This window comes from Pseudomonas izuensis, from assembly GCF_009861505.1.
Lineage (GTDB): Bacteria > Pseudomonadota > Gammaproteobacteria > Pseudomonadales > Pseudomonadaceae > Aquipseudomonas > Aquipseudomonas izuensis.
The window spans coordinates 1-23,449 of sequence record NZ_WTFT01000019.1 but is presented as its reverse complement, the minus strand read 5'-3'; the positions used below and the strand labels follow the sequence as shown (position 1 = coordinate 23,449).

The 23,449-nt window shown below is 60.9% G+C and carries 21 protein-coding genes and 1 pseudogene; 5 read left to right on the top strand and 17 right to left on the bottom strand.

Features of this window, described 5'->3' with window-relative positions:
• The first annotated feature begins 1 nt into the window (after nt 1).
• Nucleotides 2–391, top strand: a complete 390-nt coding sequence (locus tag GPL81_RS17555) for a c-type cytochrome (RefSeq protein WP_160107753.1) — start codon at nt 2–4, stop codon at nt 389–391.
• A 150-nt stretch (nt 392–541) separates the two neighbouring features.
• On the opposite strand, the gene GPL81_RS17550 is transcribed toward GPL81_RS17555, so the two are convergent.
• Genes GPL81_RS17550 through GPL81_RS17525 form a run of 6 tightly spaced genes read right to left on the bottom strand, consistent with a single transcriptional unit; the run spans nt 542 to nt 6,030 of the window.
• On the bottom strand, nt 542–1,426 hold the full coding sequence (locus GPL81_RS17550) for a ChaN family lipoprotein (RefSeq protein ID WP_160107752.1): 885 nt from the start codon (nt 1,424–1,426) through the stop codon (nt 542–544).
• A 57-nt stretch (nt 1,427–1,483) separates the two neighbouring features.
• A complete protein-coding gene (locus GPL81_RS17545) occupies nt 1,484–2,251 on the bottom strand; it encodes a heme ABC transporter ATP-binding protein (RefSeq protein ID WP_160107751.1) in 768 nt (255 codons plus the stop codon).
• Nucleotides 2,251–3,288, bottom strand: a complete 1,038-nt coding sequence (locus GPL81_RS17540) for a FecCD family ABC transporter permease (RefSeq protein ID WP_160107750.1) — start codon at nt 3,286–3,288, stop codon at nt 2,251–2,253. Before GPL81_RS17540 ends, GPL81_RS17545 begins: the two co-directional genes overlap by 1 nt.
• Nucleotides 3,285–4,178 carry a heme/hemin ABC transporter substrate-binding protein gene (locus GPL81_RS17535; RefSeq protein ID WP_160107749.1) on the bottom strand — a complete coding sequence of 298 codons (894 nt, stop codon included), beginning with the start codon at nt 4,176–4,178 and terminating at the stop codon, nt 3,285–3,287. The genes GPL81_RS17540 and GPL81_RS17535 overlap by 4 nt, the downstream gene beginning before the upstream one ends.
• A 12-nt stretch (nt 4,179–4,190) precedes the next feature.
• Nucleotides 4,191–5,261 (bottom strand): hemin-degrading factor, encoded by a 1,071-nt coding sequence (locus GPL81_RS17530; RefSeq protein ID WP_160107748.1) that lies wholly within the window; start codon nt 5,259–5,261, stop codon nt 4,191–4,193.
• A 16-nt stretch (nt 5,262–5,277) separates the two neighbouring features.
• Nucleotides 5,278–6,030 (bottom strand): energy transducer TonB, encoded by a 753-nt coding sequence (locus GPL81_RS17525; RefSeq protein WP_160107747.1) that lies wholly within the window; start codon nt 6,028–6,030, stop codon nt 5,278–5,280.
• A 238-nt stretch (nt 6,031–6,268) separates the two neighbouring features.
• Between GPL81_RS17525 and GPL81_RS17520 the strand changes: the two genes are divergently transcribed.
• Complete coding sequence (locus GPL81_RS17520; protein WP_160107746.1) at nt 6,269–8,497, top strand: TonB-dependent hemoglobin/transferrin/lactoferrin family receptor; 2,229 nt, start codon at nt 6,269–6,271, stop codon at nt 8,495–8,497.
• A gap of 601 nt (nt 8,498–9,098) precedes the next feature.
• Here GPL81_RS17520 and GPL81_RS17515 read toward each other — a convergent pair.
• The 3 genes from GPL81_RS17515 to GPL81_RS17505 form a co-directional block, all read right to left on the bottom strand.
• On the bottom strand, nt 9,099–10,541 hold the full coding sequence (locus tag GPL81_RS17515; RefSeq protein ID WP_160107745.1) for a catalase: 1,443 nt from the start codon (nt 10,539–10,541) through the stop codon (nt 9,099–9,101).
• 179 nt (nt 10,542–10,720) lie between these two features.
• Nucleotides 10,721–11,098, bottom strand: a complete 378-nt coding sequence (locus GPL81_RS17510; protein ID WP_160107744.1) for a response regulator transcription factor — start codon at nt 11,096–11,098, stop codon at nt 10,721–10,723.
• A 193-nt stretch (nt 11,099–11,291) separates the two neighbouring features.
• Nucleotides 11,292–11,822 carry a hypothetical protein gene (locus GPL81_RS17505; RefSeq protein WP_160107743.1) on the bottom strand — a complete coding sequence of 177 codons (531 nt, stop codon included), beginning with the start codon at nt 11,820–11,822 and terminating at the stop codon, nt 11,292–11,294.
• Nucleotides 11,823–12,186: 364 nt separating this feature from the next.
• On the opposite strand from GPL81_RS17505, the gene GPL81_RS17500 reads away from it, so the two are divergent.
• Nucleotides 12,187–13,620 carry a mechanosensitive ion channel family protein gene (locus tag GPL81_RS17500; RefSeq protein WP_160107742.1) on the top strand — a complete coding sequence of 478 codons (1,434 nt, stop codon included), beginning with the start codon at nt 12,187–12,189 and terminating at the stop codon, nt 13,618–13,620.
• 164 nt (nt 13,621–13,784) lie between these two features.
• On the opposite strand, the pseudogene GPL81_RS17495 reads toward GPL81_RS17500, so the two are convergent.
• Together GPL81_RS17495 and GPL81_RS17490 are read right to left on the bottom strand one after the other, a co-directional pair.
• A pseudogene (locus tag GPL81_RS17495) lies at nt 13,785–14,477 on the bottom strand (AraC family transcriptional regulator); the annotation flags it as partial.
• Nucleotides 14,478–14,541: 64 nt separating this feature from the next.
• On the bottom strand, nt 14,542–15,915 hold the full coding sequence (locus GPL81_RS17490; RefSeq protein ID WP_246218944.1) for a sensor histidine kinase: 1,374 nt from the start codon (nt 15,913–15,915) through the stop codon (nt 14,542–14,544).
• Here GPL81_RS17490 and GPL81_RS31110 point away from each other — a divergent pair.
• A complete protein-coding gene (locus GPL81_RS31110) occupies nt 15,905–16,165 on the top strand; it encodes a hypothetical protein (protein WP_178122608.1) in 261 nt (86 codons plus the stop codon). The genes GPL81_RS17490 and GPL81_RS31110 overlap by 11 nt on opposite strands.
• Nucleotides 16,166–16,243: 78 nt before the next feature.
• Here the strand turns inward: GPL81_RS31110 and GPL81_RS17485 are convergent, their stop codons facing one another.
• The 4 genes from GPL81_RS17485 to GPL81_RS17470 form a co-directional block, all read right to left on the bottom strand.
• On the bottom strand, nt 16,244–17,446 hold the full coding sequence (locus GPL81_RS17485; RefSeq protein WP_160107740.1) for an NAD(P)/FAD-dependent oxidoreductase: 1,203 nt from the start codon (nt 17,444–17,446) through the stop codon (nt 16,244–16,246).
• 238 nt (nt 17,447–17,684) lie between these two features.
• Nucleotides 17,685–18,059: a response regulator transcription factor gene (locus GPL81_RS17480; protein ID WP_160107739.1), complete on the bottom strand. Its 375-nt coding sequence runs from the start codon at nt 18,057–18,059 to the stop codon at nt 17,685–17,687.
• A 98-nt stretch (nt 18,060–18,157) separates the two neighbouring features.
• The gene (locus tag GPL81_RS17475; protein ID WP_096510195.1) at nt 18,158–18,811 is read right to left on the bottom strand and encodes a response regulator transcription factor; all 654 of its coding nucleotides are present in this window, start codon (nt 18,809–18,811) and stop codon (nt 18,158–18,160) included.
• A gap of 146 nt (nt 18,812–18,957) precedes the next feature.
• Nucleotides 18,958–20,412 (bottom strand): sensor histidine kinase, encoded by a 1,455-nt coding sequence (locus GPL81_RS17470; protein WP_343038527.1) that lies wholly within the window; start codon nt 20,410–20,412, stop codon nt 18,958–18,960.
• A 420-nt stretch (nt 20,413–20,832) separates the two neighbouring features.
• Between GPL81_RS17470 and GPL81_RS17465 the strand changes: the two genes are divergently transcribed.
• Nucleotides 20,833–21,807, top strand: coding sequence for a LysR family transcriptional regulator (locus GPL81_RS17465; RefSeq protein WP_160107737.1), 975 nt, complete (start codon nt 20,833–20,835; stop codon nt 21,805–21,807).
• On the opposite strand, the gene GPL81_RS17460 is transcribed toward GPL81_RS17465, so the two are convergent.
• Both GPL81_RS17460 and GPL81_RS17455 read right to left on the bottom strand, forming a co-directional pair.
• Nucleotides 21,783–22,211, bottom strand: coding sequence for a nuclear transport factor 2 family protein (locus GPL81_RS17460; protein ID WP_160107736.1), 429 nt, complete (start codon nt 22,209–22,211; stop codon nt 21,783–21,785). The two genes, GPL81_RS17465 and GPL81_RS17460, sit on opposite strands and share 25 nt — an antisense overlap.
• A 26-nt stretch (nt 22,212–22,237) precedes the next feature.
• Nucleotides 22,238–22,969, bottom strand: coding sequence for an SGNH/GDSL hydrolase family protein (locus tag GPL81_RS17455; RefSeq protein ID WP_160107735.1), 732 nt, complete (start codon nt 22,967–22,969; stop codon nt 22,238–22,240).
• Nucleotides 22,970–23,449: the final 480 nt, after the last annotated feature.

Sequence of the window (23,449 nt, the reverse complement as noted above, 5' to 3'; positions counted from 1 at the left end):
AATGAACAAAGCGGCCTTGATGACCCTCGTCCTGAGCCTCGGTGCAGGTTTGTTCGTCGCGCAGGCGAACGCGCAGGGTGATGCCGAAGCGGGCGGGAAACTGTTCAAGCGCATGTGCAGTGGCTGCCATCAGATCGGCGAGTCGGCGCGGGCCTTTTTCGGTCCGCAGCTCAACGGTATTGTCGGGCGCACGGCGGGAAGCACGACGGACTATCAGTACTCGAATGCGATGAAGTCCTCCGGCATTGTCTGGACGCGGGAGAAACTGGCGGCGTATATCGAAGATCCGAAGGCGGTGGTGTCGGGGACGCGGATGATTTTCTGGGGGATCAGCGATCAGGAGAAGATCGATGATTTGCTGGCTTATCTGGAGAGCTTTCCGGCGCCCTGACAGAGGGTAATGCCTTGAGATTTGTGGTGACTGTGATGCCGCCTTCGCGAGCAGGCTCGCTCCCACATTTGGAATGCATTCCCCTGTAGGAGCGAGCCTGCTCGCGATAGCGGTAGTTGCCTCACCAAAAATCCTGGATCAGTCAACGAACTAACGACGCAACTTCGCGCAGTGATCCTGCTCCGGCTGCGCCGCCGTATACCACACATAATCCGCGCTTTCTGCGCTCACTGTCTTACCGGCTTCGGCCAGCACCAACACCGCATTACCCTGGCCAGCACCCAGGTCCTTCAAATGCAACGGCACCCCCAAATCCTTGCGCACATGAAACGCCCCGGCCAACAACACCGCCGGCGTCGGTGCCGCCAACAGGCGTTCGGCCATGCGCCGGTCACGCTGCTGTTGCACGGCGAGCATCGCCGGCATTTGCGTTTCGGGCAGCAAACCGCAATGGGATTCGCGGATGTCCTCCAGCAAAGTCGCTCGTACCTGTGGGGTCGTGGACGCTTCGCCGGTGAGCATCGGGCGCTGTTTGTAGATCTGCATGATCTGCGCCCGGTCCAGGTTGGCTGACAGCAGCGGGTAGGGTTGGCGCAGGGCGTAGGTGACCAGCGCACCGTAGACGCCCCAATCCCAATTGGCTTGCCAGGACAGCGCCTGGTACGGATCGGCCGGCGGTTGACCGGCACGGGTGGCGGCCTGCGCCGCATCGACCTTGGCCTGTTGGTCGGGGTTGAGCATTTCCATCAGCAGACTGCCTTGCGGGCGTTGCCTGGCCAGTTCGCGCAGTAGCCACAGTTGCAGGGCATGGTGATCGGGATTGTCGTGCTGCTCGCCGACCAGCACACGGGGAGCGCCAGCCAGGCGCTCGACCAGCTCTTGCGGCGTGAGGGTGCGCCCGGTGGCGAGCTCGCGGATCACACCGAGATCGGCATGATCCCGACCTTGCGGCGCAATCGCTGCCGGGGGCGGTGACACGTAGTGGGACTGGCAGGCAGCCAGCAGGCTGAACAGGCATAACAGCAGAATGCGCATCGGTATTCCTTATTAGACAGTGGCCCCCTCACGCGCAACGGCGGGAGAGGGCGGGTATCAGCGCGCGATAATCAACGGGTGGCCGCGTTCCGGGTGCTGGTGAATCAGCACCTGTAGCCCGTACACCGCTTGCAGAGCTTCGGCGGTCAGGACGTCGTCCGGCGTGCCGTAGGCGTGGGGGCGACCGTCCTGCAACAGCAGCAGGTGATCGCAATAACGCGCCGCCAGGTTGAGGTCGTGCAGGATCACCAGTACCGCCGCACCGCGTCCGGCAAAATCACGCACTGCTTGCAGGATAGTGTGCTGGTGCAGCGGGTCGAGCATCGAGGTCGGCTCGTCGAGCAGCAGCGTCTGCCCCTCGGCACCCGGCCACAGTTGGGCGAGTACTCGTGCCAGGTGCACCCGCTGGCGTTCGCCACCGGACAACGCCAGATAACTGCGCCCGGCCAGGTGCAGGGCGTCGGCGGCGCCGAGCGCTTCGGCGACGATTTCGGCATCGCGCACACGACCGCTGGCATGGGGCAAACGACCCATGCCCACCACTTCATTGACCGAGAAAGCGAAGTTCAGGCTCGAGCTCTGGGGCAGTACCGCCAGGCGTTTGGCCCGCTCCTGGCCCGGCCAGTCGGCGAGCTTGCGCCCGTCCAGGCTGACCGTGCCTTCGCTGGCCGGCAGCTCATCGCACAAGGCGGCGAGCAGGGTGCTTTTGCCGGCACCGTTGGGCCCCAGGACGCCCAGGACTTGCCCTGGGTGCAATTCGATATCGATGCCTGCCAGCACCGTGCGACTGCCGCGCCGGACCAGCAAGTTGTTTGCCCGCAGCATCAGGAACGCCCCCGTACCAGCAGATAAAGGAAGAAGGGTGCACCGATGAGTGCGGTGACGATGCCGATCGGCAATTCGGCCGGCGCCAGCAGCAGGCGGGCGACCAGGTCGGCCAGTAACAGCAGGCTGGCTCCGGCGAGTAGCGACGCCGGCAACAGCACCCGATGATCCGGGCCGATCAGCAGCCGCATCAGGTGTGGCACCACCAGACCGATAAACCCGATCAGGCCCGCGGCCGCCACGGCGGCTCCGACACCCAGCGCCGTGCACAGCACCAGTTCCAGCTTGATCCGCTCGACATTGAAGCCCAGGTGCCGTGCTTCGGATTCACCCAGCAGCATCGCATTGAGCGCCGCCGCCCGACGGGGCAACCATAACGCCACGCCCACCGCCACGATCAGCAATGGCCACAGACGCGAGTAGCTGGCGCCGTTGAGGCTGCCCAGGTTCCAGAAGGTCAGGGTGCGCAACGTGGCGTCATCGGCCAGATAGGTAAACAAGCCGACGCCGGCACCGGCCATGGCGGTCATCGCTACGCCGGCCAGCAGCATGGTGGCGACGTTGGTCTGGCCATTGCTGCGGCCGAAGCGATAGACCACCGCCGTGACGATCAGGCCACCGGCGAAGGCGCAAACCGACAACAGATACGGTTCGATGGCCGGCGGCAAGCCACCGAGCATGCTTCCGCCGACGATGGCGAGAGCCGCGCCTAATGCAGCGCCACCGGATACTCCGACCAGCCCCGGATCCGCCAGCGGGTTGCGAAACAAGCCTTGCATGGCCACGCCGGACAATGCGAGTACCGAGCCGACCGCGATGCCGAGCAAACTGCGCGGCAGGCGGATCTGGCCGAGGATCAACTCCGCCTGTTGCGTGTCACCGCCATCAACCGGCAGCCCGAGCAGACGCAACCCGGCGAGCAAGGTATCACCCAGCGGCAGACTGACCGGCCCCAGAGCCAGCGACAGCCAGAACACCAGCGCCAGCAACAGTCCCAAGGCAATCAGCATCGGCCGCGGCCGGACAATGGCCGTCATCGGTTGTTCTCGGTTTTCTGGAGCTGGGCAATCTGTGCGGACGGGTAGAACGCCTTCGACAATGTGGTCAGTGCATCTGGAATACGCGGACCCAGACCGCCGACCAGCAGCGTCGGATCGATCACCAGTACCCGGCCTTCGCGACCGGCCCGGGTTTGCGCGAGGATCGGATTCTGCTCAAGCAGGGCAGCCCGCGCGGCATCCCCTTCAAGACGGCCGCCGGCGAAGATGATCACCTGCGGGTCAAGGGCCAGCATCGCCTCGTTGGACACGGGTTTGTAGCCGTTGTGTTCGGTCAGGTTCTGGCCGCCGGCCTGGGTGATCATCCAGGCGGCCAGCGTGTCCTTGCCGGCTGCCTGAAGATTGCCGCCGGCATGGCTGAGCAGCATCAACACCCGCGGCGCGGGGTTTTGCTGCTGCACCTGCTTGACCCATGCGGCCTGACTGTCCAGACGCTGCTTGTAGCCGGCCATCAATGCTTGCGCTTGATCAGGTTTGCCAAGCAGTTGCCCGAGTTCGGTCAGGTTGTGTTGCAACGAGGGCACGTCGGCCTTGGCCGACAACAACTCGATGCGCACCCCGGCAGCCTTCAATTGAGCCAGCACCGGTGGCGGGCCCATTTCCGCGCTGCCCACCAGAATGTCCGGCTTCAGCGCCAGAATGCCTTCGGCCGCCAGCGCACGCTGATAGCCAATGCCCGGCAGGCTGTGCAGCGAGCGCGGGTACTGGCTGGTGCTGTCGACACCCACCAGTTTGCTTTCGCCACCCAGGGCAACCACCCATTCGCTGAACGCGCCACCGGCACTGACCCAGCGCTGGGGCAGGGCATCGGCCACCGCCATCTGGCTGAGGAGCACGCCGGCGCAGGCCAGCAGTGATTTGATTTGCATCGTAAGACTTCCTTAGTCGATCAGGACGGTGGCGGTTTCAGCCAGGGCACGCCAGTCGTCACGCTCCGGGATGCCCGGCTTGCGCACGCCGAACAGCTGGATGACCAGTTCACCGTCGGCATCGAAACCTTCGTAGCTGGTGATGATGCCATCGACGCTCGGCTTGCGCACACGCCACAGTTCGGTCACGCCGGTGGTCTTGAGGTGCAGGTTGAAGTTTGGATCAAGTACGTTGAACCAGGTGTCCATCCAGCGCAGGTTGCTCACGGGGCCGGAATGAATCTGGATGCAGTGCTTGTTGCCGACGAAGACCATGATCGGCACTTCGCCCTGACCGGCGGCTTCCATGACCTTGGTCAGCTCGACGGTGGCCAGGGGTTCGGCCCATTCGTGACCGGCCAGGCGCAGGGCCTGGGTGCGCGCCACGTCGTTGCGCTTGAGCAGGGCGAAGAAATCGTGGGTGTCCTTGAGCTGCGACCACTCGCTGCGCAGGGCGGTAACGTCCACGTCGGCGTCGGCACGCGGGGCCTTGGCTTCGGGTAACGGTTGCAGGTCCAGCTCGGTGCTTTGCTCTTCGGCGCGGAAACGCTCGATCAACGGAGCCCAGGCGGCTTCTTCACTGGTGGCGGTGAGGAACACCTTGTGCACGGCCACACCCTGGCGGTCGAACACCTGGATGCTGCGTTGCGGGCCACGGGCGGTAGCTTCGTCGATGGCGAACACGCTGGCCCATCCGCTGAGGAACAGGCGCAGGTCGATGTCCGGCGACAGCACCATGCCCATCTGACCGCTGCCCATCACCGTCACGTCGGCGTACACACCCTTGCGCTCGTGCACGCAGTGCTCGTTGCGGGTCAGGGCCATGATGTAGCCCAGCTCGCCGAGTGCCGGCAGCAACGCCGCCCACTCCGGGCGCAGGCGCACGGCGTCAGTGCCCAGGCGGCTGGCGGTCAGCTCGGCCTCGCTGACGCCCAGTTTTGCAGCGGCATCGCGGGCGCGCAGGCCCGACTGTTCGGCACGCAGCTGTTGCCAGTTCTGGTACAGCGCCGGGGTCGCGGACAGGGCGTTGGATTGAGCGGTCATGTGAACTCCTTCAGGGTCATCGGTTCGCCGTGAGGGCGAATTCTATGGGTATTTCCACGCGGCTGGGCACGGCCCGGCCATCGACAATTTCCGGGCGAAAACGCCATTGGGTAACGGCTTCCAGCGCGGCCTGGTCGAGGCTGTCCACACCGGAGGAACGGGTCAGCACACGCTTGAGCTGCTGACCGCGTTCATCCAGGTGTACCTCGACCCGCACGATGCCTTGCTGATTGCGCCGGCGTGCGGTGTTCGGATAGCGCGGTGCCGGTGGCGGGGTGACGAAACTGGGGCGCAGGCTGACCACGGGCGTGAGTGGTGGAGCCGGGGTGATCATGGCCGGGGGCAGGGTAATGACTGACTTTGCTGGCGCGGATGGCGTGGCGGCTTGCACCGTTGAAGAGGGGGAACTTGAAGGTTGAGCCGGACGCGGCTCGACAGGTTTTGGTGACGGTGTCTGTGGCTGCGGTTTCACGGGTGGTGCCGCCTTGACGATCGCAGGCTGGGTACTGACCGGCAGGGGCTTGACGGATGCAGGTTCTGCTTTCGCCGGCACCAAGGCCTTCGGCAGCGTAATGGGCTGACGCACCGGCTCGGGACGTACAGCGGGAGCCGGGTTGGCCTTCGCCACCGGTTCAAGATCGACCAGTTGAATCGCCATCGGCGGCTGCCAGGCGAGCGGTTCAGCCTCGGCCCGAAACTCGCGCAACAGCCAGCCCACGCTCAGATGCAGCGCAACCGACAGCAGCAGATAGCCCCAAAAGTGCTTCATGTACGTTCGTACTTATTCCTGATGAGAACGCACATGATAATAATTTGCATTTGCGTGTCAAGCTCGTTTATCTTCGCCCCCCGCTGCCAAGCAAGCGTTTGGTCCAGGCCTTCCCAGAAAGGTCTCGAACGCTGCGTTACCTAAAAAATCAAACACATGCCGGACAGCTCTAACCGCTGACAAGGTCCTGCCAAAGGTCCTGCCAAGTGACGGCTGTCTGCACATCAGGAGTGAGTAGATGTCGATCCGCCCGCCATTCGCCAAGCGTCCCTGGCTGTCCCTGTTGTTGCTGTCGCCATCGTTGGCCCTGGCTGCAGAACCCGTGACCCAGTTCGATACCGTCAGCGTAACCGCCACCCGCACCGAGCAAACCCTGCTGCAAGTGCCGAGCACGGTGTCGGTGCACAACGAACGGGAAATCGATCAGCACAACGACAAGGACCTCAAGGACCTGGTGCGCTATGAACCGGGCGTTTCGGTGGAGGGCACCGGTAGCCGCTTTGGCAACACCGGGGCGACCATCCGCGGGATCAACGCCAATCGCGTACTGACCCAGGTCGATGGCGTGCGCATGCCGCAGAGCAACTTCTTCAGCCCGTTCCAGGACGTGCGCAGCAACTACGTCGACCTCGACACCGTCAAGCAAGTGGAAATCATCCGCGGCCCGGCTTCTTCGCTGTACGGCAGCGACGCCATCGGCGGTGCGGTCAGCTACCTGACCAAGGACGCCGGCGATTACCTGGAGGAGGGCGACGACACCTACGCCCGCTTCAAGACCGGTTATGACGGCAGCGATGACAGCTGGCAGCGCAGCGCCACCTTCGCCGCCCGTGAAGGCTCGGTCGACGGCCTGCTGCACCTGGGACGCCGCGATGGCCAGTCCACCGATACCTGGGGCGGTATTGGCGGCGTCGGCGCAACCCGCGAGGACGCCAACCCGCTCGACTACACCACCAAGAACCTGCTGGCCAAACTGGGTTGGGACTACGCCGACGGCGACCGTTTGCAGTTCACCTACGAGCGCTACGAGGACGACGCCGACAGCAACCTGCTGAGCGACGTCGTCACCCGCGCCACCACGGCCAGCCCGGCGATTCTCGGCTCCACGTCCGAAGACAGCATCGACCGCACCCGTTATAGCCTGGCGCACACCCTGAGCCTGGACAGCCTGCTGGCCGACAAGCTGCAATGGCAGCTGAACTATCAGGAAAGCGGCAACAACCAGAAGACTTTGCAGCAGCGCCAGACTGTCTCCCGTGTGAACCGCGTGCGTACCCGCGACTCGCAATACGATGAGCGCCTGTGGAGCCTCAATACTCAGCTCGACAAAGAATTCGCCATCGCCGATACCCAACACCACCTGATCTACGGTGCCGAGGTCAAGCGCATCGACGCCAGTAACCTGCGCAAGGGCAGTGAAGTGCGTCTGGACACCGGCGCAACAGTGCCAGCCACGGAGAATTTCCCGGTCAGCGACTTCCCGGACCCGACCAGCGATTCCCTGGGCCTGTTCGTGCAGGACAACATCGAGATCGGCCGCTGGACCTTGTTGCCCGGCGTGCGCTACGACTACTACCGCCAGACGCCGCATGTCACCCAGGAGTACCTCAACGGCCTGCCATCGGAAACCGATCCGTCGCGCATCACCGACGATCACATCTCGCCGAAACTCGGTGTGACCTATCAACTGACCGAACACGAAAGCCTGTACGGCCAATACGCCGCCGGTTTCCGCGCGCCAAGCGCGATCAACATGTTCGGCGAATTCAGCAATCCGCAATTCGGTTACCAGCAGATCGGCAACCCCGACCTGAAACCGGAAACCAGCGACAGCTACGAATTCGGCCTGCGCGGTCGCTACGACCTGGGCAGCTTCGGCATCGCGCTGTTCTACAACAAGTACAAGGACTTCATCGACACCGACACCGTGCCGGACCCGAACGGCACTGGCCTGCTGACCTTCCAGCCACGCAACATCGGCAAGGTCACCATCCGTGGCGCCGAAGCCAAGGGCGATATCAAGCTCGACGCGTTTATGCCGGCGGGCACCCGTGCCCTGGGCTCGATTGCCTACGCCCGTGGCAAGGACGAAGAGACCGGCGAGGCGCTGAACAGCGTCGATCCGCTCAAGGCCGTATTGGGCCTGGGCTACGATGCGCCGAGTGGCGTGTACGGCGGTCAGTTGACCTGGACCCTGGTGCAGGCCAAGGACCGCGTCGACCACACCAAAGATGCCGAATTGCTGATCAACCGCCAGTTCGAAACCCCGGGCTACGGCGTGCTCGACCTCAATGCCTGGTGGCAAGTGACCGAGCAAGTATCGATCAATGCCGGGCTGTTCAACCTGACCGATCAAAAGTACTGGAACTGGGGCGACGTCCAGGGCCGCGATGAAAACGCCGCCGGCCTCGGCCGCCTGACTCAACCTGGGCGTTACACCGCCGTGAACCTGATCTGGGAAATCTGATCGGGATCGCGATGCAAGGCTCGAGGCCGCCTTCGCTGCGGTGCGGCGGTCCGACGAGCCAGCTCCTACGAGGGCCGGGGATGAATGAAACATCCACGGCTGACGCAATAACTGTAGGAGCCGGCTTGCCGGCGAAGGCGTCCGCATGGGCGATGCATGACGTGAGGCCGCCTTCGCTGGCGAGCCAGCTCCTACGAGGGCGGGAGATGAATGAAACATCCACGGCTGACGCAATAACTGTAGGAGCCGGCTTGCTGGCGAAGGCGTCTTCATTAGCGCTACAAGACTTGAGACCGCCTTCGCTGCGGTGCGGCGGTCCGACGAGCCAGCTCCTACAAGGGTCGGGGATGAATGAAACATCCACGGCTGACGCAACACCTGTAGGAGCCGGCTTGCCGGCGAAGGCGTCCGCATGGGCGATGCATGACGTGAGGCCGCCTTCGCTGGCGAGCCAGCTCCTACAAGGGCCGGGGATGAATGAAATATCCATGGCTGACGCAATAACTGTAGGAGCCGGCTTGCTGGCGAAGGCGTCCGCATGGGCGATGCATGACGTGAGGCCGTTTTCGCGAGCAAGCCCGCACACATTTGGATCTGTGTTTTACCGATCTATCGCGGCCAACGCCCTGGCAACCCCCGCACCATAGAACGGATCGGCCATTGTGCAGTGGGCGATATGCCGTTGTTGCACCTCCTGGGAAACGCCACTGAGCGAACGCGCCGTGTTTTCGAACAACGCTCGTTTCTCGGATTCCGACATCAGGCGGAAGAGGTTGCCCGGCTGTTCGAAGTGGTCTTCGTCCACACGATGGTCCCAATGTCCGGCAGCGCCGGCGATCTTCAGCGGCGGTTCACGCCAGTCCGGTTGGTCGGCCCAGGCGTTGTCGCTGTTGGGTACGTACGCCAGTTGGCCGCCGTAGTTGCCGTCCACGCGCATGGCACCGTCGCGGTGGAAGCTGTGCACCGGGCAGCGGGCGGCGTTGACCGGAATCTGGTGATGATTGACCCCCAGGCGGTAACGCGCGGCATCCCCGTAGGCGAACAGGCGCGCCTGCAGCATCCGGTCCGGTGAAAAGCCAATGCCCGGCACCACGTTCGAGGGGGAAAACGCCGCTTGTTCGACTTCGGCAAAGACGTTTTGCGGGTTGCGGTTCAGTTCGAAGTAACCCACTTCGATCAGCGGGTAGTCCTGGTGCGGCCAGACCTTGGTCAGGTCGAACGGATTGACTGCATGATCCCGGGCCTGCTCTTCGGACATGACCTGGATATAGAAGGTCCAGCGCGGAAAGTCCCCTGCCTCGATGCTGTCGAACAGATCCCGATGATGACTTTCCCGGTCCCGGCCGATGAGGTCCTGGGCCTGTACATCGCTCAGGTTCTCAATGCCCTGTTGGGACTTGAAGGTGAACTTGACCCAGTGCCGCTCGTTGCTGGCATTGATCAGGCTGAAGGTGTGGCTGCCGAAACCGTGCATGTGCCGGTAGCTGCGCGGAATGCCGCGCTGGCTCATGACGATGGTCACCTGGTGCAGGGCTTCGGGCAGTGACGTCCAGAAATCCCAGTTGCTTTGCGCATTGCGCATGCCGGTGCGCGGATCACGCTTGACCGCGTGGTTGAGGTCCGGAAAGCGCAACGGATCGCGGAAAAAAAACACCGGGGTGTTGTTGCCCACCAGGTCCCAGTTGCCTTGTTCGGTATAGAACTTCAAGGCAAAACCACGGATATCACGCTCGGCATCGGCCGCGCCGCGTTCGCCGGCAACGGTGGAGAAACGGGTGAAGATCGGTGTTTGCTTGCCCACCTCCGAGAACAGCCGGGCCTTGGTGTAGCGCGTCACATCGTGCGTCACGGTGAAGGTGCCGTAGGCGCCGGAGCCTTTGGCATGCATGCGCCGCTCGGGAATCACTTCACGGTCGAAGTGGGCGAGTTTTTCCAGAAGCCAGACATCTTGCAGCAAGGCAGGGCCACGAGGGCCGGCGGTCTGGGTATTGAAGTTGTCGACGACGGGGGCGCCGTTGATCGAAGTCAGTTTGTTTTTCGGCATGGCACGGTTTACTCAAGTTAAAGTTTTTAGTTGCACGGAAAGCGTGAAAGGCCTGAATGAATCAAGCACTGATAGGGAAGATGTTATTTGTTCAAGAACCGTGACGCATTGCTGCGAACGGTCAGTGGGTGCATGCTTGAGTCTGAGACGGTTAAACCAACGTATTAAGAACAATCGGGTTACTGACCCCGGCGTTTCAAAATCGCTTCAATACAGGCCAACAACGCATTCGTGTTGAAAGGTTTGGCGAAATAACCTTCCGGCTGTCGCACCTTGTCGCTGAACTTTGGTGGCATACCGGACTTGCCGGTGATGAACAGTGTGGGGATATGGATGTTTCTTGCCGCCAGGGCTTCATACATTTTCACGCCGCACATGTCGGGCATCTGGATATCCGATATCAGGCAATCCGTCTGCTCGGGCCCGCTGGATTGAAGAAAGGCATAGGCACTGTTGTAGGTTTTTACTGTGTAACCATAAGAGCGCAATAAGCTATCCAGTGAGATAAGAATACATTCGTCATCATCAACAACTGAAATAATAGGTGTGTTGAACATGTAAAGACCTTGCGTCATTGCGAGTGGCGCCCGCCATACTTGCAAGATACGCGCTCCAATAATGCGGGATAGTATACTTGGGTATGTCTGGTTGTTTCTTCGCGGTGGCTGAGATGGGTTGTCAATATCAACAAGCGAATTAATAAGTGTGTATTAGTTGCCGGATTCTTGTGCAAGGCCTTAACCAGAGGCTTCACCCTGGTGGCTCATGGGTCAGGTTATCTTCGATCAACAAGATGAAATGCGCGTTGTGCCGGACGCATTCTCCAAAGAAGCGTTTGCTGGCGTTGTCCTTGTTGGCGATGGCGCATTCACGGTAATCACGCAGCAAGGCGTCGGCGGCCCGCAGCCGGCGTGTGCCCCTATCAATGCCGGTCAGGCAATCGGCAAAACACGGCCACTCGCCGGTGTCATTGAGGTGATAGAGCGTTGCGGTGTCGGCGTAGCCACCCAGGTCGGTGATGGCCGTGCTCAGGAAGTCGGCATAGCCGGTATTGGCGCGCACCAGGCGATGAAACAGTTGTTGGACCGGCAGGAAGCTGACGTTATGCAGCTGCTGCTGAGCCCGTTTGAGCTGCGCGAGGAGGCTCAGCACGGTGCCCAGGATGTCATTGAGTACATCGATGATCTCCACACGCTCGGCGCAGGACAAGGACGTATGCGCGCCATAGCGACTGATGCGCAGCGGATGACTGACGATGTACAGCTTTTGCAATGCGTTCATGACAACCGTCCCCTAGGCAGCGCATCGGCGCGATGAATTGATCCATTCGATGTGGCCAGATTAAGTCGACGCGCGCCCGATAACACTCCTACCTCAAGACGGCGGCCTAGCACATGGGGCTATGTCCGTTATACCCGGGTATAGGCGGTTAGCACTGAGGTAGGAGTGCCTGATGCCAGCGGGCGGCTTACAGTGCGGGGACGATTGAATTCACAAGGCTGGTTGCCTGTTTTTTTCGACGGCCCGTTGCGACGGTCTTCGCGGCTTTTCTCCCATCAACGCTACTCTGTTTACTGACGGCGATCGCAGGCGGGTTCCTGTTTGAAGAGGGGCATCCGCCTGCAAGGTTGTGGAGAAATCATTCATGTTCACCTTCCTGCAGGCTCATCCGTTGATCTGCGGTGTCATCCTGATCCTCATCGACCTGGCGTCCTGGCAATTGATCGGGGTCTCGCGGCACAACCTGCGTTTGTGCGTGCGCATCGGCATTTTCGTGGCGTTCAGCTGGGTCATGACCGCGGCCGGCATCAGTCCGTTACAGCCGCCGCTATGGCCGGAGGACGCCATCCTCAACCTGATGGGCACGGTATTGGGCATCGGTTGGTGGCTGTTCGCGGCCCGGACCGTGACCATCATCCTCGGCTATGGCCTGGTCTCCCGGGCCGGGCACAGCGCACGCTTGCTCTACGATCTGATCGGCGCGGTGATTTTCCTGATCGCCATCGTCGGTGCCGCGGCCTATGTCCTGCAGTTGCCGGTCAAGGGCCTGCTGGCGACCTCCGGGGCAATGGCGATCATTGTCGGCCTGGCCCTGCAAAGCACCCTGAGCGATGTGTTTTCCGGGATCGTGCTCAACACCACCAAGCCTTACCAACTCAATGACTTCATTTCCATTGATGGCACCTCGGGCAAGGTGGTCGAAATCGATTGGCGCTCGACCCACCTGATGACCGACATGGGCGGCATCGCTGTGGTGCCCAACTCGGTGGCGGCGAAAGCGCGGATCATCAATTTCAGCCGGCCCGGCGATGTCAACGGCATCAGTGTGACCATTGCCGTGCCCAGCAGTGTGCGCCCGCGCCGGGCCATCGATGCCCTGGAAAAAACCTTGCGCGGGACCCGGGCGCTGTTGCAGTCCCGCTCGGCCAAAGTCTCGGTCAAAAGCTCCCACCTGGATTACACCGAGTACGAGCTCAAGGGGTTCATCGCGTCGGCCAAGAGCAGGAACGAAGTGTGCAACCTGATGTTCGACCTCGCCCATCGTCACCTCGAAGCGGCAGGCGTTATTTGGGGATATGGCCAGGAAGAGCAGCGCTGGAACCGTCAACGTCGGCTGCTGGAGGATGTGCGGATCTTTCGCTCGCTGAGCAACGCTGAACGTGACAGCCTCGCCGACGAAATGAGCCCGGTGGACTACCAGGCCGACGAAGTGATCCTGGCGTTCGGCGAAGTTGCCGATTGCCTGATGATCATCAGCACCGGGGTGGTATCGGTATCGATTCACGATGGCGAAAAGCTTATCGAAGCCGGGCGCATGGGGCCGGGTGAAGTCTTGGGTGAGGAGGGGATTCTTGCCGATAAACCCTCCCGGGGCGAGTTCCGCAGCATCACCAGCGGCCGGTTGTTCCGCATTGAAAAAAACCTGTTCGGCAACCAGCTCGAACACCTTGGTGAACTGAAAACCGCCCTGAGCAACTTGCAGGACCAGCGCCAGGAAATCCGCGAGACCGTGGTCATGCAAAAGCCCGTCGAGGTCAAGAAAAGCGGCTTGTTGCAGTGGTTGATGCAACGCCGGTGATGCCTTTCACGAGCCCCCTGTGCCCAGGGAGCTTTTCTGTGGGAGCGAGCCTGCTCGCGAAAGCGTCATCCGCCGCACCACACAAAACCGAGGTGACTTCTTCGCGAGCAGGCTCGCTCCCACAGGTAAGCTTACTTGCCACAGGTCATCCTCGTTTGCGGTCAGGCACTGGCCGGGCATTGCGATTGCAACAGCGGACTCCATTGGTCCTGATTGTCCGGGCGGCGGTAGTACACCACCATGCGCCGGGCGACTTGCATCGCCATTTCACGCCCGCAATCGGCCTCGACCAGCGCCAGGGCCAGATCGATCCCGGCACTGATGCCCGCCGAGGTCCACACCGACTGTTGCTGCACGAAAATCGCCTCGCGATCGAGTTCGACCTGCGGGAACAGGCGCTCGAACATATCGGCCATCACCCAGTGGGTCGCTACGCGCAGGCCATCGAGCAAGCCAGCCTGTGCCAGCAAGAATGTACCGCTGCACACCGACGCCATGCGTCTGGCCGTGGTTGAGGTAACGCGCAACCAGTCCACCAGCGCTGGGTTGTCGGCCATGACCTGGCGGATCTGCGGGGAGCCCGGGACGATCACTGAGTCGATCGGGCTATCGACCAGTTCACTCAGGCGCCGGGTCTCCACCACCAGGCCCTCGGCCGTCGGGATCGGTCCACCTTCCATGCTGGCCGTGTGCAGGGCATAACCCGGCCGGCCGCGCTCAACCAGGCCATGGTTCGCCGCAAAAAAAACAGTCTGCGCAGCGGTCAGGTCCAACAAGCCTATTTGCGGGTAGGCCACGAACACGATGGTGCGCGGTGGTGCCTGCTCGGCGTTGGCGCGTTCAGGGGTGTAGCTCATCTCATCGATAGACACTGCTGGTACTCCAGGTCGCCGCATGGCGTCGTCAGGTGTGGGGGGAGGGTTATTCGTCGTGTCCCAGGGTGGTCAGCGGAATCGCAAACAGGAACTGCGTGCCGACCCCCACCGTGCTGCTGACCCAGATGCGACCGCCATGGAATTCAATGATCGAGCGGCAGATCGCCAGTCCCATGCCCAGGCCGTTTTGCTTGGTGGTGAAGAACGGATCGAACAGCGACGCCAGAATGTCTTCGGCAATGCCGGTGCCGGCATCGGCGACTTCGAGCACCGCCTCGTTGTCCTGCACCAAGGTGAGAATCCGCAGGGTTCGTGGTCGGTCGTGCACGTTGGTCATGGCCTGGCAGGCATTGACGATCAGGTTGATGATCACTTGCTGCAGCTGAATCCGGTCGACTTTGACCAGGGCACCGGGAGCGCGCAGTTGCAGGTAAGGGCGCACCTGATGGTTGGAGGTGTCATGTTGCATGAGGGTCAATGAGTCACTGACGATGTCATCGAACACTTCGGTCCTGCGCTGCACGTCACTCTGGCGCGACAACGCCCTGATGCACGCGATGACTTCGGAGGCCCGGCAAGAGTTTTGAATGATCCGGTCCAGTGACCGGCGTGCTTCTTCAAGATTCGGTTCCGCGCGATTGATCCAGCGTTTGCAGGATTCACCACTGGTGATCACGGCGGCCAGCGGCTGATTGATTTCATGGGCGATGGAGGCGGCTAGCTCACCCATGGAGGTCACCCGCGTGACGTGCGCCAGTTTTGCCTGGGAATGAAACAGCGCTTCTTCGGCCTGCTTGGCGGCGGTCACGTCCATCAAGGCACCGACATACTCGATGCGCCCGTGAGGGTTGAACAACGGATTGGCAATCAACCGCACGTGCTTGATTCGACCGTCCGGCATCACCAGCCGATGTTCCACTTCGATCAGTTTTTCCCGAAGCGCGGCCTTTTCGAAAACACTTTCGACAATCGGCCAATCATCCGCAGGGGTGCGCGCCCTGACCAGGTCCAGCGACGGTGTGACATCCAGTGGGTACTCCAGGATGCGTGCAGACTCTTGCGACCACGACACGCTGTAATCATCGACAATGAGACCGATGCTGCCCGTGCGACTGAGTTTTTGTGCACCCAGAAAAAACGCCTCTTTGCGACGCAAGCTGTCATTCGCCCGTTTGCTCCTCAATGCCAGTAGGGCGATGGTGCTCAGTGCGATCAGACAGCGCACGAATCCGGCGATCAGCTTCTGGTCTCGATAGCCTTCGTCGATAATGAAGCTGGCGGTCATGAAGGCCACGCAACTGAAGGCCACGGCAAGGAAAACAGGGACGGAAAAGATGTTGGCCGACATGAACACCAGGGTGATGTAGAGCAGTGTCGGTGCGACATCCACGTTGAGCAGGGAGTTGGTAATGAAGATCATGCTGCCCACCGCGATGGTGGCCAGCCAGGCTATGGCGTCTGATAAAAAAAGTTGCTTGCAACGTTTGATGATAGACATTTGTTCTTCCAGATTTGCTATCGAACGACGCACCCGAGAGGCCGGGCAAACTCTTCATTACGTTTTACTTGCGCTCCTGCAAGAAAAAACGCCCGCCAAAAAAACCAGTGGCAGGCGCTTGGGAAATGTCCCGGTCCAGCAAGGAGAGGGCTGGTCGGGATACAGGCATTGACTTCACATCACCTGCCACATCCGGGTAGGTCACTGCAAAAGGGGGGCTGCCGGATGAGGGCCCGGCAACCCCAGCGGATCAGGCCACCGGGATCAGCGGGTCGGCCGCGGCCAGCGCAGCGGCACGATCAGCCGCCGGCGGATAGATCCACACGGTGTTGATCTGGGTTTTTAGTTCCTTGGCTTCGTGCTTGACCAGTTTCACCTGGCGATCCCAGCCCTCGGTGAACACCGCGCCCCAGCTGCCCAGGTCCAGGCAGGTGACGTACTTGGGCTGGCTGTAGGCAATCGGTTCCACGCCCAGCAGCTCGGCGACGACGTTGTTGCCGGCATGACGGCCCAGGCAAATCGCATGCTGGCAGGACATCGCCGCGAAGTTGCCCAGTTCATCGGTTGCGGCATAGGCCACGTCGCCGGTGGCATATACGTCGGCGTGACCGCGCACCTTCAGGTTCTGGTCGACATGCAGGCGACCCTGACGATCACGGGTACCTTGCACTTGCTCGGTCAACGGGCTGGCGCGGAAACCGACGGTCCAGATCACGGTGCTGGACTCGATGCGCTGGCCATTGGCGAGGGTGACGCCACCGGCATCGACCGAGGCGACGCTGGTACCGACAATCCACTCGATGCCCAGGTGCTCCGACGCTTCGATAATCGATGGACGAATACCATCGCCCAAGGACGCGGCGATTTGCGGGGCGAGGTCGACCACAATCACGCGGATGTCGGCGTTATCACCCAGCACGGCACGCAGGCGCGCCGGCATCTCGGTCGCGGTTTCGATACCGGTGAAACCACCACCGGCGACTACCACGGTGTTGCGGGCCGCGCTGGCAGGCAAGTCTTTCAACCCGTTGATGTGGGCTTCCAGGCGCGTGGCGGACTCGATCTCGTCGACATCGAACGCGTGCTTGAGCATGCCCTCGACCGGTGGACGCATCAAGCGACTGCCGGCGGCCAGCACCAGGCGGTCGTAGCTCAGCTGGCCTTGTGCGCCAGAGACCTTGGTGTAGCTGACCTGCTTGTTTTTTTCGTCGATCACCTCGGCCGAACCCTGGACGAATTTCACGCCCACGGCGTCGAACAAGTCGTTCAATGGCGCCTTCATGTTGTGCACGTTAGGCTCGTAGAAGCGCGGACGGATGCGCAATTCGGCTTGTGGAGCCAAAACGGTGATCTCGACGTCATTGCGATCATGCATATCCAGCAGACGAGCAGCGCTCAACGCACTCCAGACCCCACCGAACCCAGCACCAATAATCAAAATCTGTTGTTTCATTGTTATAGCTCCTGAAGAACAATCGAGGGCGTGAAAAAAGTGTTGCGCAGTCAGCGCGACCGCTATGGCTCTTTATTGCGATGTGCTTGTACATCGCTCAATAGAGAGGGTTCGGCTTGATCTGAAACAGATGTTATTCGAGGGCCTGGTTTCTGGCACTGCTACATTGGGTCATTGGCAGTATGACTAAGTGTTATCGGGCTATACCAAGGTGTTAGTTGCACGCTGTGAGCAGACATTAGTTGTGCGGGTCGAGGACTGTTTCGATACAGTCGAGCAACTTTTCGGTTGCGAAGGGCTTGGGGAAAAAAGCGACTGGCTTCAAGGTGTTGGCGTCGGGATGACGCTGTGCGTCGGGGCTTCCGGTAATGAAGATCACCGGAACATGAATGCCTCTGGCTGACAGTTCTTCATACATTTCAATGCCGTCCATTTCCGGCATTTGTATATCGGAGATCAGGCAGGACGTCACGCCAGGCCCATCGGAAAAGAGGAACTCGTGGGCGCTTGCATAAGTTCGCACCGTATATCCGCTGGAACGCAATAAACTGTCCAGTGCCATCCTGACGGATTCATCATTATCGACGACGGCAATCATTGCCTTATTGCACATAGTTGTGTCCTGCCTGGTAGCGGAAAGCACTTAGAGGCTGTCCACCATCCCTGCAAGATACGCCGTCCTGAAAGGATGCCCAGTATACGTGGGTATAGTCACCTGATAGCCGGCTGAGCCGAGATTACCTCCGCCATGCGCACCAGATCGGCAAATGAACGAGCACCCATTTTGCGCATGGCCTGGCCGCGATGGATCTTCACGGTGATTTCGCTGAGGCCGATTTCCCCGGCAATCTGCTTGTTCATCAAGCCAGAGGCCGCCAGTGCCATCACCGTTTGTTCCCGGGCCGTCAGGGTCTGGTGGCGCGTACGCAACTGGTCGGCGTAGTGTTCGGATTCACGGCGCTGTTTGTCCCGGGTATGGGCGGCGCACACCGCATCGATCAAGTCCTGTTCGCGGAAGGGCTTGGTCAGGAAGTCCACTGCTCCGGCTTTCATCGCCCGCACGGTCATGGCGATGTCACCGTGCCCGGTAATGAACACGATAGGCACGTTGATGCCGGCGGCGGCCAATTCGTTTTGAAAGTCCAGGCCACTGCTGCCTTGCAGTCGTACATCCAGTACCAGGCAACTGGCGGTGTCCGGGCGTGTGTATTTCATGAACTCGGCGACCGAGCCGAACAACTCGACCCGCAGGCCGATGGAGCGCAACAGACTGCCGAGGGATTCACGCAGCGGCGCATCGTCGTCAACGATGAAAACCATGGATTCGCTTAAGGTGGTTTTATGGAGGGGATGTTGTTCGTTCATTGCTTGTTCCCAAGGGGTTGGACATGTACCCGTCCTGCGCTGTGTTCCTTGCGAAGGGAGCTACATTAAGTGTGTACTGGGCTTGCGACACTCCTACCTGCGGGTAGCCGATCAATACGTTGGCATGCCTGCGTCATACCTTTGTATTAAATGGCTGCGGCGTAACCCGAATCGTTGACGACCCGTATTGGCAGGGCAAACAGAAACGAGCTGCCTTGGCCGATGGTACTGGTGGCCCAGATCCGTCCTTCATGGAAATCGATGATCGAACGGCAAATGGACAGCCCCATGCCCAAGCCGTTTTCCTTGGTGGTGAAGAACGGCATGAACAGCTGCGGCAGGATCTCGGCGGGAATACCCGGGCCATGATCAGCCACTTCCAGCACGGCTTCGTTGTCCTTGACCCAGGTACGAACGCTCAGGGAACGCTCGCACGGGTCCACCGCGTCCATGGCCTGGCACGCATTGATGATCAGATTGATGATCACTTGCTGCAGTTGCACGCGATCGGCACTGACCTGGCCGCCGAATGCAGTCAGCTCGATCACCGGATTGATCTTGTGATGGGCCATTTCATAGCGGACCAGGGTCAGGGTCTCGTTGACAATCTCGTTGAGCGACTCGTTCTGGCGCAGCGGGTCACACTTGCGCGACAAGGCCCGGACGCGGCGCGTGATCTCGCTGGCGCGATGGGAATTGGCAATGATTCGGTCGAGTGACTGGCGTGCTTCGATCAGATCGGGCACCGGGCGGCTCAGCCAATTGCGGCAGGCTTCGCCACTGCTGGTGATCGCCGCCAGCGGTTGATTGACTTCATGGGCGATGGACGCCGCCAGTTCACCCAGGGACGTGACGCGGGAGACATGGGCCAATTGGGTCTGGGCCCGGCACAGTGCTTCTTCGGCCTGTTTGCTAGCGGTCACGTCGCGTAACGCGCCCAGGTAGTCAATGTATCCGAGGTGGGTGTAGAGGGGGGTGGCGGTCAGGTGCACATGCTTGATGCGGCCATCGGGCATCAACAGGCGATGTTTGATTTCGATCAGTGGCTCATGGCGCCCAGCCTTATCGAAACCGGCCTGCACCAGCATTATGTCGGCTGGATGGGTTCGCGCCAGGATCATCGACACCGTTGGCATGACATCTGCCGGATACTCGAAGATCCGTGCCGACTGGTCCGACCAGGAGAGTCGTTCACGACCACTGCGAAAGCTCATGCAGCCTGTCTGGCTCAGTTGCTGGGAACCGGAAAAATAAACGACTTTTTGCTGCAGGCCATTGCAGATTTTTTTGCAGCGCAACGCCAGCAACGTCATCGCTGCCAGCAACGTCAGGCCATGGAGAAAATCCTCCGTTGATTCCCAGCGGTCAAACCCGCCGTGGTAGAAAAATACAGTCGTCAGCAGCAGCATGCAGAACAGGGCGACCACGATCACCGTGCTGACCGAAACCAGGTTGATCGCCATCAACAGCACCGCAATGCACAGCGTTGCGACGGGGAGGTCGGTGCGGGTTTCGGTATTGACGATGATCCCGCAGGCCACGATCAGCCCCATCAGCCAGACCAGCAGGTTTTCAAATGGCTTGAGGCTGGTTGCGATCAAGGGGCGAGTCGTCCTTTGGCCTGAATTGAACAGCATCTTGCTCAAGCTACCTTTCAAAAATGTATGCGTGCTGCGTGTATTGGCAGGCTTGTCTGTTTTCGAATCGATCATGCGCGCCTCGTCTTTTTGTTCGGGCTGGGCGGTGAATCGCATCGCTATGCTAGGAGCTACGGTTCTCATTCGGTTAGGACAAAAAACCCGAAAAACCTGCCACTCCCCTGATCCGGTCAAGCGCTCGAAAGCATGTGCAAGTCATTTATTGCATTGGCTTTTTTTGCTGCGTCGCTATACCCAGGTATCACCATGCGCACCTAACGCATGATCGCGCTGTCCCCATGTACGACAGACGTTTTTCATCGACGGCCATAACCTGTTCACGAACTTTCGAACTCAATGGCCTCGTGCCGGGTAGCGAACCTCATGAACAGAAATGACCTGCGTCGTGCCGACATCAACCTGCTGGTGGTTTTCGAGACGATGATGCATGAGCGAAATGTCAGCCGTGTCGGCGAAAAGCTGTTCCTCGGTCAACCCACCATCAGCGGTGCCCTGAGTCGATTGCGCGTGCTGTTCGATGACCCGCTGTTCATACGTGCCGGACGGGTGATGGAGCCGACCGCGCGGGCCGAAGAGATTTTCGCCAACCTGGCACCGGCGCTGGACGGCATTGCCGCTGCGCTGAGCCGTTGCCAGCCGTTCGACCCGCGCACCAGCGAGACGACGTTTCACGTCGGGCTTTCCGATGATGTCGAATATGCGTTGCTGCCACGGCTACTACGGCACCTGCGGATCGAGGCGCCGAACATCACCTTGATCGTGCTGCGTGTCGATCAGCAGCAGATGTCGCAACGGTTGATGAACGGTGACATTTCCGTGGGCATCAGCCATACCCTCGACTTGCCGGCCAATGCGCATCGCAAGGGCTTGCGGCCGATCCGGCCGATGCTGTTGCGAGCCGATATCCGGCCCGGCGTTCTGGGGCTGGAAGAGTTTTGCCGACGCCCCCACGCGGTGGTGTCGTCCATGGGCAATGCCACGGATGACACCGACCACGCGCTGGGCCGGCTGGGGCGGCAGCGCAAAGTGGTGCTGACCGTGCCGCAGTTCAGTGCCTTGCCGATGTTGCTGGCACAAAGCGACTTGCTGGCGATCGTGCCGGATTACGTGGCCAAGGCCATGACGTCAGTGGGGGGCGTGAGGGCCGAGCCGGCACCGTTGCCATTGCCGACACCGGAGTTGTCGATGGTCTGGCGTGCAGCGGCGCACAGCGATTGCGGACAGCGCTGGCTGCGCTCGAGGTGCAGTGCGTTTTTCTGTGAGCCGGTCGAGTTGCAGATGGTGCCGAAGTCTCGACCGGCCTTGCACAACGATCAGGCTTTGCTGGCGGCCAGGTAAGCACCCAGGCGCTTGCCCATTTCCTCGCCCAGGGCCTGCAAGCCGCTCATGGGCCGGACCATCACCTCGAAATCGACGATTTTCCCCTGTTCGTCGAAGCGGATCATGTCGATGCCCTTGAGCTGTTTCTCGCCGACCCTGGCGCTGAATTCGAGGATGACATTCAGGCCGTCGGCGCTCGCCAGTTCACGGTGGTAGGTAAAGTCTTCGAACACCTTGGATACCGTGTTGAGAATCATCGAAACCACCGGGGCACCGGGATACGGTGTATGCGCCATTGGTGAGCGGAACACGGCCTGTGGGCCCAGCAAACCGGGCAAGGCCTTCAGGTCGCCGGTGCGGATCATCGCGTGCCACAGGCTCAAGGACTCTGCGGCTTTGGGGTGCAGTTGCAGTTCAGACATGGTCAACTCCTGTTTTTTGTTGTTGTTCAAAGCGTGCCTGACGGGGTTCTTCCCAAGTGCCGGGCGATGACCTGCGCGGCGTCACCTGTCCAGGCGCTGTAGATCGCCGGCCCCGGATGGAAACCGTCTGGCGCCATCGCACCGGCCACGGGTGCCAGGTGGGTCGTCAACAGCGTACAGCGATCCGTGCGATCTGCCAGTTCAGCGAGGCGCCCGTTAAATCGCGTCGCCCGGTTTCCCAGGTACCAACGCAGCGGTTGCGGTAAGGCGGGAAACAAATGCATCGGCGGCAGAGGGGAGACGACGATCAGCCTGACGCCGAACTTGTCGGCCAGTATCGCCAGCAACTGCTGTTGTCGGGTGACCCACTGATCCGCCGTCAGCGCACCGGTGACGTCATTGACGCCGATGGACAGCAGCGCCACATCGAAGGGTTCCGGCCCGTGCTGTTCGAGCAGTTCCAGCAAGGCTTGCGAATCAAGACCGGACCGCGCCCAGAGCTTCCAGCCAACCTGATACGCCCTGGCCAGGCGACTGACCACCTGACCGCTCAGGGCTTGCGCCTGCGTCGGCGCCCCGACACCCGCCGCGGCGCTGTCGCCAAGAATCAACAGACGCAGAGGCTCGCCATCGCCGGCCAGACCTTCGCGCTCACCCTTGGCCTCCGGCAATTTCGGCGTGATCCGGCGGGTGTAGGCACCTTGCATCAGCAATAGGGGGCCGAGCATGATTTTGGCCAGGGCTTCGGTTTTGCTCATGTCAGGGGGTCCTGAGAGGGTGCCTTAGACTCGCTTAAAAATCGTGCATGAAACAGTCCTTAATCCGTTGTAATGCTGTTCATCAGGAATGGAAATGGGGCGGTATATCCATTACCCAGGGGGGGGCGCTGGCGCGATTCTCTGTAGGAGCTGGCTTGCCAGCGAAGGCGTTTTTCCAGGCGATAAAGATTTCGACTGACCCACCGCCTTCGCTGGCAAGCCAGCTCCTACAGAGGATCGTGCATCCAACTAAACCAGGTCAGCCGGAAAACTCTGGAGACTGCTGAAGACGGGCAACAAAAAACCGGCTGATCAGGCCGGTTTTTTGTGGAGGACTGCGGTAGGGCAGTTGGGTTTATGCAACACGGTTGCCTTGCAGGTGGTCGGAACCATCGGCGGCGACGCGGTTGCCTTGCAGGTGGTCGGAGCCTTCGGCAGGGGCGCGGGTGGGTTGGGGGGGGGCGGGGGGACGCGGGCCGG

Bases quoted from the DNA above. Each gene is read 5' to 3' on its own strand.
- GPL81_RS17555 (WP_160107753.1), top strand. From the start codon at position 2: ATGAACAAAGCGGCCTTGATGACCCTCGTCCTGAGCCTCGGTGCAGGT.
- GPL81_RS17550 (WP_160107752.1), bottom strand. From the start codon at position 1,426: ATGCGCATTCTGCTGTTATGCCTGTTCAGCCTGCTGGCTGCCTGCCAG.
- GPL81_RS17545 (WP_160107751.1), bottom strand. From the start codon at position 2,251: ATGCTGCGGGCAAACAACTTGCTGGTCCGGCGCGGCAGTCGCACGGTG.
- GPL81_RS17540 (WP_160107750.1), bottom strand. From the start codon at position 3,288: ATGACGGCCATTGTCCGGCCGCGGCCGATGCTGATTGCCTTGGGACTG.
- GPL81_RS17535 (WP_160107749.1), bottom strand. From the start codon at position 4,178: ATGCAAATCAAATCACTGCTGGCCTGCGCCGGCGTGCTCCTCAGCCAG.
- GPL81_RS17530 (WP_160107748.1), bottom strand. From the start codon at position 5,261: ATGACCGCTCAATCCAACGCCCTGTCCGCGACCCCGGCGCTGTACCAG.
- GPL81_RS17525 (WP_160107747.1), bottom strand. From the start codon at position 6,030: ATGAAGCACTTTTGGGGCTATCTGCTGCTGTCGGTTGCGCTGCATCTG.
- GPL81_RS17520 (WP_160107746.1), top strand. From the start codon at position 6,269: ATGTCGATCCGCCCGCCATTCGCCAAGCGTCCCTGGCTGTCCCTGTTG.
- GPL81_RS17515 (WP_160107745.1), bottom strand. From the start codon at position 10,541: ATGCCGAAAAACAAACTGACTTCGATCAACGGCGCCCCCGTCGTCGAC.
- GPL81_RS17510 (WP_160107744.1), bottom strand. From the start codon at position 11,098: ATGTTCAACACACCTATTATTTCAGTTGTTGATGATGACGAATGTATT.
- GPL81_RS17505 (WP_160107743.1), bottom strand. From the start codon at position 11,822: ATGAACGCATTGCAAAAGCTGTACATCGTCAGTCATCCGCTGCGCATC.
- GPL81_RS17500 (WP_160107742.1), top strand. From the start codon at position 12,187: ATGTTCACCTTCCTGCAGGCTCATCCGTTGATCTGCGGTGTCATCCTG.
- GPL81_RS31110 (WP_178122608.1), top strand. From the start codon at position 15,905: ATGAAGATCATGCTGCCCACCGCGATGGTGGCCAGCCAGGCTATGGCG.
- GPL81_RS17490 (WP_246218944.1), bottom strand. From the start codon at position 15,915: ATGATCTTCATTACCAACTCCCTGCTCAACGTGGATGTCGCACCGACA.
- GPL81_RS17485 (WP_160107740.1), bottom strand. From the start codon at position 17,446: ATGAAACAACAGATTTTGATTATTGGTGCTGGGTTCGGTGGGGTCTGG.
- GPL81_RS17480 (WP_160107739.1), bottom strand. From the start codon at position 18,059: ATGTGCAATAAGGCAATGATTGCCGTCGTCGATAATGATGAATCCGTC.
- GPL81_RS17475 (WP_096510195.1), bottom strand. From the start codon at position 18,811: ATGAACGAACAACATCCCCTCCATAAAACCACCTTAAGCGAATCCATG.
- GPL81_RS17465 (WP_160107737.1), top strand. From the start codon at position 20,833: ATGAACAGAAATGACCTGCGTCGTGCCGACATCAACCTGCTGGTGGTT.
- GPL81_RS17460 (WP_160107736.1), bottom strand. From the start codon at position 22,211: ATGTCTGAACTGCAACTGCACCCCAAAGCCGCAGAGTCCTTGAGCCTG.
- GPL81_RS17455 (WP_160107735.1), bottom strand. From the start codon at position 22,969: ATGAGCAAAACCGAAGCCCTGGCCAAAATCATGCTCGGCCCCCTATTG.